The 15711-nt window shown below is 58.2% G+C and carries 13 protein-coding genes; 12 read left to right on the forward strand and 1 reads right to left on the reverse strand.

From position 1 onward, the window contains the following. A complete protein-coding gene (locus tag QMG93_RS14925; RefSeq protein ID WP_281937741.1) occupies nt 1–636 on the reverse strand; it encodes a TetR/AcrR family transcriptional regulator in 636 nt (211 codons plus the stop codon). Nucleotides 637–827: 191 nt separating this feature from the next. Between QMG93_RS14925 and QMG93_RS14930 the strand changes: the two genes are divergently transcribed. The 12 genes from QMG93_RS14930 to rsmB all read left to right on the forward strand — a co-directional run bounded on the left by QMG93_RS14930 (nt 828) and on the right by rsmB (nt 15659). Next, complete coding sequence (locus tag QMG93_RS14930; protein ID WP_281937743.1) at nt 828–3620, forward strand: calcium-translocating P-type ATPase, SERCA-type; 2793 nt, start codon at nt 828–830, stop codon at nt 3618–3620. 149 nt (nt 3621–3769) lie between these two features. Further along, a complete protein-coding gene (gene dapF, locus QMG93_RS14935) occupies nt 3770–4606 on the forward strand; it encodes a diaminopimelate epimerase (RefSeq protein WP_281937744.1) in 837 nt (278 codons plus the stop codon). A gap of 32 nt (nt 4607–4638) precedes the next feature. Continuing rightward, nucleotides 4639–6534: a bifunctional homocysteine S-methyltransferase/methylenetetrahydrofolate reductase gene (locus tag QMG93_RS14940; RefSeq protein ID WP_281938108.1), complete on the forward strand. Its 1896-nt coding sequence runs from the start codon at nt 4639–4641 to the stop codon at nt 6532–6534. Nucleotides 6535–6563: 29 nt separating this feature from the next. Continuing rightward, on the forward strand, nt 6564–7445 hold the full coding sequence (locus tag QMG93_RS14945) for a YicC/YloC family endoribonuclease (protein WP_281937745.1): 882 nt from the start codon (nt 6564–6566) through the stop codon (nt 7443–7445). Nucleotides 7446–7715: 270 nt separating this feature from the next. Next, nucleotides 7716–7976 carry an extracellular matrix/biofilm regulator RemA gene (gene remA, locus QMG93_RS14950; protein WP_009672664.1) on the forward strand — a complete coding sequence of 87 codons (261 nt, stop codon included), beginning with the start codon at nt 7716–7718 and terminating at the stop codon, nt 7974–7976. Then, nucleotides 7966–8607 carry a guanylate kinase gene (gene gmk, locus QMG93_RS14955; protein WP_281937747.1) on the forward strand — a complete coding sequence of 214 codons (642 nt, stop codon included), beginning with the start codon at nt 7966–7968 and terminating at the stop codon, nt 8605–8607. Before remA ends, gmk begins: the two co-directional genes overlap by 11 nt. A gap of 1 nt (nt 8608) precedes the next feature. Then, nucleotides 8609–8824: a DNA-directed RNA polymerase subunit omega gene (gene rpoZ / locus QMG93_RS14960; protein WP_054974465.1), complete on the forward strand. Its 216-nt coding sequence runs from the start codon at nt 8609–8611 to the stop codon at nt 8822–8824. A gap of 75 nt (nt 8825–8899) precedes the next feature. After that, on the forward strand, nt 8900–10105 hold the full coding sequence (gene coaBC, locus QMG93_RS14965; protein WP_281937749.1) for a bifunctional phosphopantothenoylcysteine decarboxylase/phosphopantothenate--cysteine ligase CoaBC: 1206 nt from the start codon (nt 8900–8902) through the stop codon (nt 10103–10105). Between the two features lie 7 nt (nt 10106–10112). After that, entirely contained in the window at nt 10113–12617 is a 2505-nt protein-coding gene (gene priA / locus QMG93_RS14970; protein WP_281937751.1) for a primosomal protein N', read from the forward strand. Nucleotides 12618–12713: 96 nt separating this feature from the next. Beyond that, the gene (gene def, locus QMG93_RS14975; protein WP_036688883.1) at nt 12714–13196 is read left to right on the forward strand and encodes a peptide deformylase; all 483 of its coding nucleotides are present in this window, start codon (nt 12714–12716) and stop codon (nt 13194–13196) included. Further along, complete coding sequence (fmt, locus tag QMG93_RS14980; protein ID WP_281937754.1) at nt 13193–14149, forward strand: methionyl-tRNA formyltransferase; 957 nt, start codon at nt 13193–13195, stop codon at nt 14147–14149. The genes def and fmt overlap by 4 nt, the downstream gene beginning before the upstream one ends. Nucleotides 14150–14174: 25 nt before the next feature. Next, nucleotides 14175–15659, forward strand: coding sequence for a 16S rRNA (cytosine(967)-C(5))-methyltransferase RsmB (gene rsmB, locus QMG93_RS14985; RefSeq protein ID WP_281937755.1), 1485 nt, complete (start codon nt 14175–14177; stop codon nt 15657–15659). Nucleotides 15660–15711 lie beyond the last annotated feature (52 nt).

Here is a 15711-nt window from a genome sequence, read left to right on the forward strand (position 1 = left end):
TTACCTCCTCGAACGATTCGTTGCGGCGATGCCGTTTTCCACGATCCAAAGCAGGCTGTCGATCGTCTTCATAGCCTGCTCCTCGCTGCCGGACAAGGCTTGGTCGGCGTAATGCTCTGCGACGTACACGCTTAGGAACGCAATCAAATCGGCAAGCACTGGCGCATCGACGTCGGGGGCGATCCGGCCCGACTCCTTTTGACGCTCAATGAGCCGAATGAAAAATTCGTTGCTTTTGGCCGAGGCATCGTCGGTTATTTCCCGTTTCAGCCCGGGATCGCGAAGCTTGGCGAAATCTCCCGCGATCGAAGCAAGCTTCGGATGCGCCCGGTAGAAGCGAATGCCGGAGACAAACAGCCCTCGCACCGTTTGCAGAAGATCATTCCGTTCGAGATCGCGGAAGGCTGCGGCCGAGAAGTCCGCCTTTTGCCCGCCTATGACCTCCAGGACATGCTTGTAGAGGTCTTTTTTGTCTTCGAAATACTGGTAGAAGCTGCCTTTGGCAATGCCGGTTTTCGCGACGATACGCGAAATGCTGGCTTTGGCGTACCCGAGTTCGTAAAACTCTTCCACGGCCGTTTCGAAGATCAGGTTTCGCTTGTCGAAAGGCAAATTAAAAAATGTCGGATGCGGCATCAAACACAGCTCCTTTTGGATGTGACTATACGGTCATATGACTATATAGTCACATTATACATCGTTTCCGCATTTTTTCAATGATCTGTAGGGCGAACGGAGAGTGGCCCCGGTATTCCTTTCCCAGGTGCTAATTTCCAGCTTGTCTGAATACATTTAACGTAGACAACCTTTTGGGAGGGAAAAAGCAGATGAGTCAGAAGAAGTGGTATCAAATGTCGACGGAAGAAACTCTGCAGTCGTCCGGGACAGAGCCTTCAAAAGGGCTGACTATGGAGGAATCGGAAAAGCGTCTGGCAGCACACGGCAAAAACGAGCTGGCGGAAGGACAGGGCGTGTCTCCCGTGACGCTGTTTTTGAACCAATTCAAAGACTTCATGGTGCTCGTGCTCGCCGGAGCGACGCTCGTCTCGGGTCTGCTGGGCGAATATTTGGACGCGGTCGCGATCATTGCGATTATTATCATGAACGGCATTCTCGGCTTCGTGCAGGAATTCCGGGCGGAACGATCGCTGCGGGCGCTGAAGGAGCTGTCGGCGCCGAACGCCAAGGTGCTGCGGGAGGGCCAGGTGGAGCTCATACCGGCACGATGGCTGGTTCCGGGGGATATCGTCGTGCTGGAAAGCGGCGATCGGGTGCCGGCAGACATCCGCTTCATCGAGACGAATGGCCTTTATGCGGAAGAGTCCGCGCTGACAGGGGAATCCGTGCCGGTCGCCAAACATACGGCGCCGCTGGAGGGAGAAGACATCCCTCTGGGGGATCAGCGAAATGTAGGCTTTATGGGGACGATGCTGACGAGAGGAACGGCCAAAGGGGTCGTGGTCCGTACCGGCATGGCGACGGAGATGGGCAAGATCGCCGACCTGATCCAAAACACCGATGCCACCGAGACGCCTTTGCAGCACCGGCTTGAGCAGCTCGGCAAAATATTGATCGTCGTCGCGCTGGCGCTGACGGTGATGGTCGTGGTTGCAGGCATCCTGCACGGACAGGAGCCGTACGGCATGTTCCTCGCCGGGGTGAGCCTGGCGGTCGCCGCGATTCCGGAGGGGCTGCCGGCGATCGTGACGATCGCTCTGGCGCTCGGGGTACAGCGGATGATTCAGCGCAAGGCGATCGTCCGCAAGCTGCCTTCCGTCGAGACGCTCGGCTGCGCTTCGGTCATCTGCTCGGACAAAACCGGCACGCTGACGCAAAATAAAATGGCCGTGACCCATTTATGGACGGGCGGCGAGCTGCTTGAGGTGACGGGGAACGGCTACGACCCGCGCGGCGAAATTTTGAAGCAGGGGCAGCACGTCGATGTGCGGAAAAACCAGATGCTGCGCCGGCTGCTGCAGGTTTCCGTGCTCTGCAACAACGCGGAGCTGCGGGAGGAGCGGACGGAATCCAAAACAAAGCAGCCGGAAGCCGAGCAGGAGGGCGTGTGGAGCATTAAGGGCGATCCGACGGAGGGAGCGCTTGTCGTACTCGGGGCCAAAGCCGGCGTTACGCAGCAATCGCTCGAAGGCTTGTACCGGCGCGTCGTGGAATTCCCGTTCGATTCGGAGCGCAAGCGGATGTCGGTCATCGTCGAGCATCAGGGCGGCCGGATGGTCTGCACGAAAGGAGCGCCCGACGTTCTGGTGCAGCAGTGCGCCTACGTGCTGTGGGACGACAAAATCATCCCGTTCACTCCGACGCTCAAGCAGAAGGTGATGGCGGCGAACGAAGGGATGGCCAAAAACGCGCTCCGCGTGCTCGGCCTGGCTTACCGCGATTTGAAGCCGACGGAACGGAGCGAGGAAGAGACGGCGGTGGAAAGCCAGCTTGTTTTCGTCGGTCTGACCGGGATGATCGACCCGCCGCGCAAAGAAGCGCGGGAAGCGATTCTCAAATGCCGCAAGGCCGGCATCAAAACGGTCATGATCACCGGCGATCACCAGACGACGGCGGAGGCCATCGCCAGGCAGATCGGTATTTTGCCGCAGGACGGCCTCGCTCTGAACGGCCAGCAGCTTAGCGCGATGAGCGACGACGACCTGGATAAGCGAATCGGCGAGGTGTACGTGTACGCGCGCGTGTCGCCGGAGCATAAGCTGCGCATCGTCAAATCGCTGCAGCGCCAAGGCCACGTCGTGGCGATGACCGGCGACGGCGTGAACGACGCGCCGGCGATCAAGGCGGCGGATATCGGCATCGCCATGGGGATCAGCGGGACGGACGTATCGAAGGAAGCGTCCGCGCTCGTGCTCAGCGACGATAATTTTGCCACGATCGTCTCGGCCATCGAGGAAGGACGCGGGATTTACGAAAATATCCGCAAATTTATCCGCTACTTGCTCGCTTCGAATGTCGGCGAAATTTTGACGATGTTCCTCGCCATGCTGGCCGGACTGCCGCTGCCGCTCGTGCCGATTCAGATTTTATGGGTCAATCTCGTGACGGACGGCCTGCCAGCCATGGCGCTCGGCGTGGATCAGGCGGAGAAGGATCTGATGCAGCAGAAGCCCCGCCTGGCCAAAGAAAATATTTTCGCTCGCCGCCTTGGGTGGAAAATTATCAGCCGCGGCATTCTGATCGGACTGTGCACCCTGGCGGCGTTCTACATTACGCTCAAGCAGGGCGGGGACGGCCCGGGCGCGCTCGTCAAGGCGCAGTCGGTCGCTTTCGTCACGCTGGTGATGGCGCAGCTCATCCACGTATTCGATTGCCGCAGCTCACGCTCGATTTTCCACCGGAACCCGCTGCAGAACAAGTGGCTGGTGATGGCGGTCGTCTCGTCGCTGCTGCTGATGCTGCCGGTACTCTATGTAGAGAAGCTTCAGCCGATTTTCAAGACGGTGCCGCTCGGGGTTATGGATTGGGTGCTTGTGCTCGTATTTGCGGGTATCCCGACATTTCTGATGGGCATCGGAAGCCTGATGAGCAAGCCGCGGAAACGCAAGCCTGCTTCTTACGGAGGCGGCGGGGCGAAGGCGATGAAGCCGGTCGTACGGTAAAGAGGACAAGAGCCGGACCCTTGCGAAAGCAGAGGGTTCGGCGATTTGCATTTTCGCCCGAATTCGGATAAAATTTTGCGGAACCGCTATGCACGGCTGCGAATTTGCGATATAGTAGGGTGTAAAACGCTGAAATGGGAGCCAAAACGATGAATTTCACGAAAATGCAAGGGTTAGGCAACGATTTTATCGTCTTGCACGGCCACAAGGAGCTTCCTACGGACGCATCCGGGCAAGCGATCCGGTTGTGCGACCGCCATTTCGGCATCGGCGCGGACGGTCTTGTCTACCTGCTTCCTTCGGCAAAAGCCGATTATATGATGCGAATCATCAATTCCGACGGCTCGGAGGCGGAGCAATGCGGCAACGCCATCCGCTGTGCGGCCAAATATATTTACGATCACGAGCTTGTTCCCCGAGACAAGACGGAACTGACGATCGAAACGATCGGAGCAGGGGCGCAGGCGGTGCAGCTGACGGTCAAGGAAGGGCGCGTCACTGCGGTACGCGTCGATATGGGCGCGCCGGTATTGAATGGGCTCGAAGTTCCTACGATGATCGACGAGCCGCAGGTCATTGGGTATCCGGTCACCGTCGACGGACGCGAATTCCGGTTCACCGCCGTGTCGATGGGCAACCCTCACTGCGTCATTTTTGTCGAGGACGCCGTCGGAACGGATCTGTACGCCTGGGGCCCAAAGCTCGAAACACACGCTTTGTTTCCACGTAAAATTAATGTAGAGTTTGCGACGGTCCAAAGGCGCGATTACGCCGATATGCGGGTGTGGGAACGCGGTGCGGGTCCGACGCTTGCCTGTGGAACGGGCGCCTGCGCGACGCTGGTGGCCGGGGTGCTTACCGGACAAATGGACCGGGAAGCGGTCATTTCCTTAAAAGGCGGCGAGCTTCGGATCGAATGGAGCGAATCGAATAATCATGTCTATATGACCGGACCGGCGGAAATCGTGTTTAAAGGAACGCTGTAAGGTCCATCATGGAGAGAAGGGAGATGCCGTTGGTGAAACCGGATTTGCGAGAAGCTCTCAGACGTCAGGTGCTGGTAGGGGACGGGGCCATGGGTACGTACCTGTATCAGATGGGTTTTCCTGTCGGCATTTCTTATGAAGAATTAAATTTGTTGGAGCCCGATGTCATTATGGACGTGCATCGGCGCTATTACGAAGCCGGAGCGCGTTTAATCGAGACCAATACGTTCTCGGCGAACCGCGAAAAGCTGTCCAAATACGGGCTGGAGCAAGAGATGGAGGCGATCAACCGCGCCGGCGTCGAGCTGGCCAGAAAAGCGGTTGGAGACGACGCCTATGTTGTCGGCGCTATCGGCTCGATCCGGGCGGGCAAACGCAAAAATGTCCGCACCGTCAAGGTTAAGGAAGATTTGCGCGACCAAATCGAGGTGCTTGTCGATACGCCGGTGGATGGGCTGCTGCTCGAGTCGTTCTACGATCTGGAGGAAATGCTGATCGCTTTGAGGCTGATCCGCAAGGTCAGCGAGCTTCCGGTCATTTGCCAGTTTGCGACCGAAGGAACGGACTCGACGCATGACGGCATCCTGTTGACGGAAGCGTTCCGGAAACTGACGGCGGCCGGGGCGGACGTTGTCGGTTTCAACTGCCGGAGCGGTCCGAACGGGCTGATGCGTTCGCTCCAGCGGGTCGCCGGCATGGAGGGCGCGCCGCCATTCTCGGTGTTCCCGAACGCAGGGATCGCCGACTATGTGGACGGACGCTACACCTATGCAGCGACTCCGGAATATTTCGGGGAAACCGCCCGGAAATTCGTCGACTTGGGAGCGCGCATTGTCGGCGGATGCTGCGGCACGACGCCCGAGCATATCGCCGCTATGGCGCAGTCGCTTCAGAACTATGCGCCCGACCCGGATGCTTTGCGCTTGCTGCAGGAAACCGGCGAGGGAAGCGAGACCGGCCGCATTGTGACGCGTCTGCAGCCCGTACCGACGCCTTCTGCTCCGGAGCCGAATCTCGCCGAGCTCGCGAAGGAGCGCTATACCGTCATCGTGGAGCTTGACCCGCCGCGCGATCTGGACATCGAGAAGTTCATGCAGGGGGCGCAGGCGCTCAAAAATGCCGGAGTCGACGCGTTGACGATGGCGGACAATTCGCTCGCCGTCACACGGATGAGCAACTTGGCGCTCGGCAGTCTGGTAAAAGAGAGAATCGGCATGAAGCCGCTCATTCACATCGCGTGCCGGGATCGCAACATGATCGGTACCCAATCGCATATGATGGGGCTTCATGCGCTCGGCATCGACCATGTGCTGGCCGTGACAGGCGATCCGGCCAAATTCGGCGATTTGCCGGGCTCGAGTTCCGTATACGATCTTACATCGTTCGAGATCATTCGGATGATCAAGCAACTGAACGAGGGAATCGCTTTTTCCGGCAAGTCGCTGAAGAAAAAAGCGAATTTCGTCGTCGGCGCCGCTTTCAATCCCAACGTCAAGCATTTGGATAAAGCGGTGCAGCGGCTTGAGCGCAAAATCGAGTCCGGTGCCGATTATATCATGACCCAGCCGGTCTATAATGCGGAGCTGATCGAGAAGATGTACGAGGCCACAAAGCATCTGGACGTTCCGATTTTCATCGGCATTATGCCGCTCGCCAGCGGGGGCAACGCCGAATACCTGCATAACGAGGTTCCGGGCATTCAGCTATCGGACGAAGTCCGGCAGCGGATGAACGGGCTCAAGGGCGAGGAAGGACGGGCCATGGGCGTGCAGATCGCCAAGGAGCTTCTCGATGCGGCGATGCGTTATTTTAAAGGAATCTATCTGATGACGCCGTTCCTTGCCTACGAGATGACCGTACAGCTGACGGAGTACGTTTGGGAGAAAGCGCATCGGCTTGATTCCCACTTGTACCCACTATCAAAATGAATTAGAATAGGATAATGGATGTGAAGGCCATGGTCATCAGTATGACCGGCTTCGGACAAGCCGCACGTACGACGGACGGCTTCCGGATCCAGATTGACCTGAAATCGGTCAATCACCGTTACTGCGAGATCGTGGTACGGATGCCCCGGGAATTTGCCCGTTACGAGAACGCGGTTAAAGCCGCCGTTCAGCAGCATGTAAGGCGCGGGCGTGTCGATGCGTTCGTTACGGTCGAACGCGACCGCGACGTACCGCAAGCCGTCGAGATCGATTGGAGCTTGGCGATGGGCTATGTTCAGGCTGCCGAACAGCTGCGGGAGCGCTTATCCCTCAAGGACGAGCTGAGCCTGCGCGATTTGATTGCCATTCCCGGCCTGGTTGCGATCGGGCAGAATCAGGAGATGGCCGAGGAGCGGATGGAAGCCGAGCTCGTTGCCTGCGCAGCCGAAGCGGCAAGGGAGCTTTCGGACATGCGCAAGAAGGAAGGCGCCTTTCTTCACAGCGATCTTCTGCAGCGTATCGGGACGATGGAGCATTATTGCAGCACAGCTTCGGGGATTGCGCCTCAAGTGGTCCATGACTATGCCGGCAAGCTCCGCGCCCGGATCGAAGAGCTTTTGCAGCAAGCGCCTCCGGACGAGCAGCGGCTTGCCATGGAGATCGCCGTTTTCGCCGACCGTGCCAGTATCGCCGAAGAGCTGACCCGTCTGCAAAGCCACTGCAAGCAGTTCCGGGAACTGTTGAAATCTTCCGAGCCGGTGGGCCGCAAGCTCGATTTCCTCGTTCAAGAGATGAATCGGGAAGCGAATACGATCGGTTCCAAAGCGAATCACGCCCAGCTGGCCGCCGTGGTGGTCGACATGAAAGCGGAGCTCGAAAAAATGCGGGAGCAGATTCAAAATATCGAGTAATTTTAGTAATTAACTCTTTCTTTTGAAATGATTTTTGTTTGTTGCGGTTGGCGGAGAACAGAGGATCTGCCGGAGCATATGCTTCCGATGCAGTTTTCCTTTGCGGAAAACTTGTAGTTTACGTGCCGCCTTTGAAATCGGGTTCTTACCACAAAGGAAGTTCATGAAGAACCCGATTTCAAGAGCGGCTGGAGGCAGATGCTGCTGATTCGCAGCCACTGACAAACAACCTCTCATTTTAAAAGAAAGTTCCAGGGGGAACCTATAACAATGGCGATCAAACTAATCAACATCGGTTTCGGGAATATCGTATCTGCGAATCGAATTATTTCCATTGTCAGCCCGGAATCGGCACCGATCAAACGGATCATCCAAGAAGCGCGCGACCGCCATATGCTGATCGATGCGACTTACGGTCGCCGCACCCGCGCCGTCATTATCACGGACAGCGATCATGTCATTTTGTCCGCGGTACAGCCGGAAACGGTGGCGCATCGACTTTCCAATAAGGACGATGATCATGACGAGTAATGTAGGTTATACTCCTGCGGATAAGGGAATTTTGATCGTGCTTTCCGGTCCTTCCGGCGTCGGCAAGGGTACCGTCTGTAAAGCGCTGCGGGGCTGTGCGCCGGATATTGTATATTCGGTTTCCGCAACAACGCGGGCTCCGCGGCAGGGCGAAGTGGATGGAGTCAATTATTTTTTTAAGAGCAGGGAACAATTCCAGCAAATGATCTCGCAGGACCAGATGCTGGAATGGGCGGAATACGTAGGCAATTATTACGGAACACCGCGCAAGTTCGTACAAGACACGCTGAACGCAGGCAAGGACATTATTTTGGAGATCGAAGTGCAGGGTGCGCTGAAGGTGAAGCAGAAGTTCCCGGAAGGGGTATTCATCTTTCTGCTGCCACCGTCGCTGCCGGAGCTTGAAAGCCGCATCGTCGGACGCGGTACAGAATCCGAGGAAACGATTCGCAGCCGTATGTCGGTGGCGGTCGACGAGATCGCGATGATGGAGCATTACGATTACGCTATCGTCAACGATCAAGTAGATCTCGCCTGTTCCCGTATCCGCAGCATTCTGACAGCGGAGCACTGCCGCAAAGACCGGATGGTTTCCAAAATTCAACACTGGATGGCTGAGGTGAAAAAATAACATGTTGTATCCTTCAATCGACAAGCTTTTGGACAAGGTAGATAGCAAGTATTCGCTCGTAGTAGCGGCCGCCAAGCGGGCGCGCATGCTGCGTGACGGTTCCAAAACTGAAGTAAAGCAAAAGAAGTCGCATAAATATGTAGGTCTGGCTCTGGAAGAAATCTATGAAGACCATATTTCCTACGAGAAATTGCAAAACAAAGAGTCCTTAAAGTAAACAACAACCCTCGTGGTTGTTATTTTTTTCGCAAGGATACGATTCATTGCCCGTAAGGGAAAGGAGCGAAGCCCCATGTTGAACGGAAAAACGGTCTTGCTCGGGGTAAGCGGCGGCATTGCCGCTTACAAAGCGGCGGCGGTATGCAGCAAGCTGACGCAGGCGGGAGCTGACGTGCGTGTGATCATGACGGAATCGGCAACCAAATTTGTAGCGCCGCTGACGTTTCAAACGTTGTCGAGACACGACGTCATCGTCGATACGTTCGACGAAAAGGACGCTTCCGTCGTATCTCATATTGATCTGGCCGACAGGGCGGACGTCGTCGTGATCGCCCCGGCCACCGCCAATGTCATCGGCAAAATTGCGCTGGGCCTCGCCGACGATATGCTCAGCACGACGCTATTGGCCACCACGGCGCCGATTCTCGTTGCTCCCGCCATGAACGTACATATGTATGCGCACCCTGCGGTACAGGCCAACATGCAGAAGCTTGCGGAACGCGGCGTCCGGTTCATCGAGCCCGGCACGGGGCAGCTGGCTTGCGGCTATGTGGGCAAGGGCCGCCTGGCGGAGCCGGAAGAGATTGTGGCTGCGGTCGAACGGTTTTTCCAAGAGAAACGGCTGCTTGAAGGGAAGCGTGTTCTGGTAACGGCCGGCGCGACGGTGGAACGGATCGACCCCGTGCGGTACTTGACCAACGATTCCTCGGGCAAAATGGGCTACGCGATCGCCGAGGAAGCGCAGCGGATGGGGGCAAACGTAACGCTCGTCACGGGTAAAGCTTCGATTGCCGCACCTGCCGGCGTGACCGTGGTCAAAGTCGAATCCACGGTGGAGATGATGGAAGCGGTCCTTTCCCGGCTGCCCGAGCAGGATGTAATTATTAAGGCGGCGGCTGTGGCTGATTACCGGCCTGCGGAGCAGGCGGAGCACAAAATCAAGAAAAACGAAGACGAAATGACGATGCGGCTGGTGAAAAATCCGGATATCTCGCAAGCGGTCGGCGAACGGAAGAAGCCGTCGCAGCTTCTCGTCGGATTTGCAGCTGAAACGCAGCATTTGGAGACGTTTGCGCAGGAAAAGCTGAAGAAGAAGCGCTGCGATCTGTTGGTAGCCAACGACGTGACGATGGAAGGCGCTGGCTTCGGCACGGATACGAACGTCGTACGGATTTATGATTCCGGGGGGCTGGTTGAAGCGCTGCCTCTGATGTCGAAAGGACAAGTCGCGGCCAGATTGCTCGCGCTAGTTGCGGATCGTCTCGGAAAGGAGAGATGACCGACGAATGTACGCCAAAGTCATTGTGGATGTCCCGGCCCGGCCTACGAACCGGGCATTTGACTATATTGTGCCGGAAATGATGCAGGACTACATCGCCGTAGGGAGCCGTGTAGGCGTTCCCTTCGGCCCGCGGACCGTACAGGGGTTTGTCGTGGAGCTTCACGATGGAACCGACCTTGACCCGGAGAAGCTGAAGCCGATCCGTCAGACGTTGGACGTCACTCCCCCGCTAACTCCCGAGCTGGTAAAGCTGGGCCGCTGGATCAGCCGAACATATCTTTGCCACGAAATTATTGCGTTGCAAGCGATGATCCCCGGCGCGCTTAAGGCCAAATACGAACGGCATGTTAAGGCGGCCGATGACCTGGAGAACGAAGAAAAGCAGCCGGAGCTGCTGCCTCTGCTCCTCCCCGAGCAGGAAGAAATCCTCGCTTATGTCCGCAAGCACGAATCGGTCGAGCTGGAATCGCTCCTGCAAACATTTTCGGAAAAAGGCGCACTGATCAAGCAGCTGCTGGAGGACGGCCGGCTGACGGAAATTCAAATGGTCAAAGATCGGATGTCTACGAAAAAAGCGCTGTATGTGTTTCCGCCGAACGATCCCGATCAGATGGAAGCGTGGCAAGCCGAACTACCGGCCCGTGCGGCCAAGCAAAAGCAGGTGCTCGCTTTTCTGCAGGAGCATCCCGAGCCGATCAAGTTGACGGAGCTTCTGACGAAGCTCCAAATCACCGCTGCAGCGGTCAAGGGGCTCGTCGAACGAGGCTGGCTTCGGCTGGAGGAAACCGAAGTACAGCGCGATCCCTATGCGTCGCGGACCTTTAAGCCGACCTCGCCGCTCCCGCTGACGCCCGAGCAGCAATCGGTGTTCGAACGGATCAGAGAAGCGGCGCAAGGACGGACGCGGCGCGTCTTTTTGCTGCACGGCGTGACCGGCAGCGGCAAGACGGAGGTCTATCTCCAGTCCATCCAATCCTGCTTGGATCAAGGCCGCGAAGCGATTGTGCTCGTGCCGGAAATTTCGCTAACGCCCCAGATGGTCGAACGGTTCAAAGGAAGGTTCGGCAACCGGGTCGCCGTACTGCACAGCCGTCTCTCCAACGGAGAACGCTATGACGAATGGCGCAAAATCGTGCGCCGGGAAGTCAGCGTTGTGATCGGCGCGCGCTCGGCGATTTTTGCGCCATTTACGAATATTGGACTCATAATTATCGATGAAGAACACGAATCAACCTATAAGCAGGAAGAAAGCCCGAAATATCATGCCCGTGATGTCGCGATCGCCCGGGCGGGCGAACATGGAGCCTCGGTCGTACTGGGTTCCGCTACGCCTTCGCTGGAAAGCATGTACCGGGCTTCCGTCGAGGCCACGGCTTTAGCAACCCCGGATCGTCCGGCATTCGAATTGCTCTCCATGCCTTCGCGCGTCGAGGGAAGGCCGCTGCCGCGGGTGAACATCGTCGATATGCGCGAGGAACTGAAAAACGGCAACCGGTCGATGTTCAGCCGCGCCTTGTATAAAGCGATCGAAGATCGGTTACACAAGAAGGAACAGGTCGTCCTGCTGCTGAACCGGCGCGGGTACGCCACGTTCGTCATGTGCCGCACCTGCGGCTATGTCGCGGATTGTCCGCATTGCGATATCTCGCTGACGTACCATCAAAGCTCCAAGGCGATCCGCTGTCATTACTGCGGCTACGCGGAGCGTGAATTGGCCGTCTGTCCAGATTGCGGCAGCGAGCATATCCGCCACTTCGGCACGGGAACGCAGCGGGTCGAGGAGGAGCTCGGCAAGTTGTTTCCCGGCATTCGCGTCATTCGCATGGACGTCGACACGACGACGGAAAAGGGCTCGCACGAAAAATGGCTCACGATGTTCCGCAACCGTCAGGCCGACGTGCTCCTCGGAACGCAAATGGTCGCTAAGGGGCTTGATTTTCCTTACGTGACGCTCGTCGGCGCGCTAGCTGCCGATTCCGTTCTGAACCTGCCCGATTTCCGCGCAGCCGAACGGTCGTTCCAGCTGCTGACGCAGGTGGCGGGACGCGCCGGGCGGCACGAGCTGCCTGGCGAGGTGTTCGTGCAAACGTACACGCCGGAGCATTACAGCATTATGAGCGCGAGCAAGCATGATTATATGGGCTTTATGCGCAAAGAGATGCTGATGCGCAAGCTGCATAATTACCCGCCGTTTCACCGGCTGGTTTTGATTACGCTGTCGCACGAGCAGGTACAGCTGCTGCTTCGCGCAGGCGAAATGCTCGCTTCCCGTCTCAAGGAGCTGGCGCAGACGATGCAGGCGGACGGAACCGAGCTGGAGGTGCTGGGGCCCGTCGCTTCGCCGATCTCAAGGATCAAAGATAGATATCGGTTTCAATGCATGATAAAATATCGGGGAGAGACGGACATCTCCGCCTTGGTGCAGAAAGCGGCCGCCGTGCTTGACGATATCGCGAAGCAGCAAAAGCTGACGGTGTCGATCGATGTCGATCCCCAAGTATTAATGTAAGTGCAACCGGCCCGTGTGGCCGGAATATACATAACGTATCAGTCCGGCTGTGAAAAGCCGGTTCATTCTCTTGAACTGAAAAGGATGGTGCACGAAATGGCAATCAAAATTATCGTGAAGGACCCGGACCCGGTGCTGCGTGAAAAATGCAAGCCCGTTCCTAAAATTACGCCGAACATTCATAAGCTGCTGAACGATATGGCGGATACGATGTACGATGCGGAGGGCGTAGGACTGGCCGCGCCGCAGATCGGCATTCTCAAGCGGGTCATCGTCATGGACGTCGGCGATGAGCATGGCTTGATCGAGCTGATCAATCCGGAGATCATTGAACGGGAAGGGGAACAGTTCGGACCGGAGGGCTGCTTAAGCATTCCCGGATTTACGGGCGATGTGAAGCGGGCTGCCCGAGTGAAGGTCAAGGGCCTCAACCGCGACGGCGAAGAGATCGTTATCGAAGGGACCGAACTGCTGGCCCGCTGCATCCAGCATGAGGTGGATCATTTAAACGGGGTGCTGTATACGGACTTGGCGGAAAAAATGTATCGCAGCGAGCAAGAGGATCGTGATGACGCATGAGAGTGATCTTTATGGGCACGCCGGATTTCGCCGTGCCGTCTCTCCAGACGCTGCTGAACGATAGAAATCTGGAGGTCGTCGGGGTCGTCACGCAGCCGGACCGTCCGGTCGGGCGCAAACGCGTGCTGACGCCGACCCCCGTCAAGGTCGAGGCGGAGAAGCACGGCTTGCCCGTGCTTCAGCCGGAACGGCTGCGCCGCCCGGAGTCCGTCGAGGAGATCCGCGCTCTGCAGCCGGATCTGATCGTGACGGCCGCCTTCGGACAAATTTTGCCGAAATCGGTACTCGATCTGCCGAAGCTGGGCTGTATTAATATTCATGCGTCGCTGCTCCCCAAATACCGCGGCGGAGCGCCGATTCACTACGCCGTGATGAACGGCGACGCCGTCACCGGCGTAACGATCATGTATATGGCGGAAGGCTTGGATACCGGCGACATGATCAGCAAAATCGAGGTGCCGATCGAGGACAGCGATACGACCGGTACGATGTTCGACAAGCTGAGCTTGGCCGGAGCGAAGCTGCTGGAGCGGACGCTGCCGGATTTGCTGGCGGGCCGCGTGCAGCCGGAGCCGCAGAACGATGCGGAAGCGGTATATTCGCCGAACATCACCCGCGAGCAGGAACTTATCGATTGGACAAAGCCGGCGGAGCAGCTGTGGAATCTGGTGCGGGGGCTGCATCCCCGTCCGGGAGCTTACACGCTGTGGAACGGCGAAGTATTGAAAATATGGACGTGCGCCAAGCCCGACGAGTCGGATCAGGCATCTGAAGGCGTACAGCCGGGTACCGTGCTGGAAGCGGGAGAACGCGGGATCGCCGTCGCTGCCGGACAAGGCGTGCTGAGGATCACGGAGCTGCAGCCGGCGGGCAAGAAGGCCATGGACGCCGCCGCGTTCGCGCGAAGCGGACAGCTGGCGCCGGGCACCGTGCTTGGGACATCGGACGTTTGAGCTATAGAAGAAAAGCGGAGGAATTATGAGCGAAACGAATCAACCGTCCTCCGGACGGACCAAGCAGGCGGGGGCGGCAGGAGGCAAACGAACCGACGGTGGGGCTTCGGGCGGAGCCCGGGGAAGCCGTCACGGGAATGTTCCCAGGGCAAGCAAAGGCCCGGCTCAAGGCTCGGCCAGGGAAGCGGCCCTAGACGTGCTGGTGCGAATCGAGCAGGACCGTTCATACAGCAATTTGCTGCTCAACCAGACGCTGCAAAAGTACAAGCTGGATAAGCCGGACGCGGGGCTCGCGACCGAAATCGTCTACGGAACGGTGCAGCGGCTCGGCACGATCGACTTTTTCCTGGAGCGGTTCGTCAGCAAAGGGCTGGCGAAGCTGCAGCCCTGGGTTCGCAACTTGCTGCGGTTGAGCTTTTACCAGCTTCACTACTTGGACCGGATTCCGGACCATGCGATCGTCAACGAAGCGGTCAATATCGCGAAGCGGCGGGGCCATCAAGGCATCTCCGGCATGGTCAACGGCGTGCTGCGCAGCGTGTTCCGCAGCAAAAGCGAGCTTGTCCTGCCTGCCGGGCTGCCGGCCGAGCGGCGCATCGCGCTTGCGCAGTCGCACCCGGAGTGGCTGGTGCGGCACTGGGTCCGCGAGTTCGGCGAGCAGACGGCCGAGCGGCTCTGCGAGGCGAACAACACGCCGCCGCGCGTGAGCCTGCGCGCGAATGCGCTGAAGCTCGGCCCGGGCGAGCTGGCCGAGCGGTTTCGGCATGGAGGGCTCGAAGCGGAGCCCTCCGCCGTTGCGCCCGCCGGCGTGATCGTTCGCGGCGGCGGCAACATGGCCCTCTCGCCGGACTATGCGGCGGGCCTGTATTCGGTCCAGGACGAGAGCTCCATGCTTGTCGCGGAATGGGTGGACCCGCAGCCGGGCGAGCGGGTGCTGGACTGCTGCGCCGCGCCTGGCGGCAAGACGACGCACCTTGCGGAGAAGATGGGCGACCGCGGCGAAATCGTCGCTTGCGATGTGCACGAGCATAAGCGAAAGCTCATCGAGGAGCAGGCGGAGCGCCTCGCCCTGCGGTCGATTCGGACGCTGACGGCGGACGCCCGCCGGCTGGCGGAGCAGTTTGCCCCGGAAAGCTTCGACCGCATCCTGCTCGACGCCCCCTGTTCGGGGCTTGGCGTCATCCGCCGGAAGCCGGATATGAAGTGGAGCAAAAGCGAAGTGGAGCTAACGGAGATCTGCGATATCCAACGGGAGCTGCTGGAGGCGGTGCATCCGCTGCTTAAACCGGGCGGCGTGCTGGTGTACAGCACGTGCACGGTGGAGAAGGCCGAGAATGAAGACATGATCCGAGCCTTTTTAGAGCGCCATCCTTCGTTTGCGCCGGACCTGCCCGAAGTGTCGGAGGCGCTCCAAGAGCGGCTGGACGAGGAGCTTGCCGCGGTGCGGATTATGCCGTACGATTACGGTTCGGACGGCTTTTTCATCGCCCGGCTGCGCAAGCGAGCATAGAACCGCAAAATGTGGTAAAATAAAACGTGGCCTTTTCGGCGGATTGTCCCCG

The organism is Paenibacillus tyrphae (assembly GCF_027925525.1).
GTDB classification, from domain to species: domain Bacteria; phylum Bacillota; class Bacilli; order Paenibacillales; family NBRC-103111; genus Paenibacillus_G; species Paenibacillus_G tyrfis_B.

Bases quoted from the DNA above. Each gene is read 5' to 3' on its own strand.
- QMG93_RS14925 (WP_281937741.1), bottom strand. From the start codon at position 636: ATGCCGCATCCGACATTTTTTAATTTGCCTTTCGACAAGCGAAACCTG.
- QMG93_RS14930 (WP_281937743.1), top strand. From the start codon at position 828: ATGAGTCAGAAGAAGTGGTATCAAATGTCGACGGAAGAAACTCTGCAG.
- dapF (WP_281937744.1), top strand. From the start codon at position 3,770: ATGAATTTCACGAAAATGCAAGGGTTAGGCAACGATTTTATCGTCTTG.
- QMG93_RS14945 (WP_281937745.1), top strand. From the start codon at position 6,564: ATGGTCATCAGTATGACCGGCTTCGGACAAGCCGCACGTACGACGGAC.
- remA (WP_009672664.1), top strand. From the start codon at position 7,716: ATGGCGATCAAACTAATCAACATCGGTTTCGGGAATATCGTATCTGCG.
- gmk (WP_281937747.1), top strand. From the start codon at position 7,966: ATGACGAGTAATGTAGGTTATACTCCTGCGGATAAGGGAATTTTGATC.
- rpoZ (WP_054974465.1), top strand. From the start codon at position 8,609: ATGTTGTATCCTTCAATCGACAAGCTTTTGGACAAGGTAGATAGCAAG.
- coaBC (WP_281937749.1), top strand. From the start codon at position 8,900: ATGTTGAACGGAAAAACGGTCTTGCTCGGGGTAAGCGGCGGCATTGCC.
- priA (WP_281937751.1), top strand. From the start codon at position 10,113: ATGTACGCCAAAGTCATTGTGGATGTCCCGGCCCGGCCTACGAACCGG.
- def (WP_036688883.1), top strand. From the start codon at position 12,714: ATGGCAATCAAAATTATCGTGAAGGACCCGGACCCGGTGCTGCGTGAA.
- fmt (WP_281937754.1), top strand. From the start codon at position 13,193: ATGAGAGTGATCTTTATGGGCACGCCGGATTTCGCCGTGCCGTCTCTC.
- rsmB (WP_281937755.1), top strand. From the start codon at position 14,175: ATGAGCGAAACGAATCAACCGTCCTCCGGACGGACCAAGCAGGCGGGG.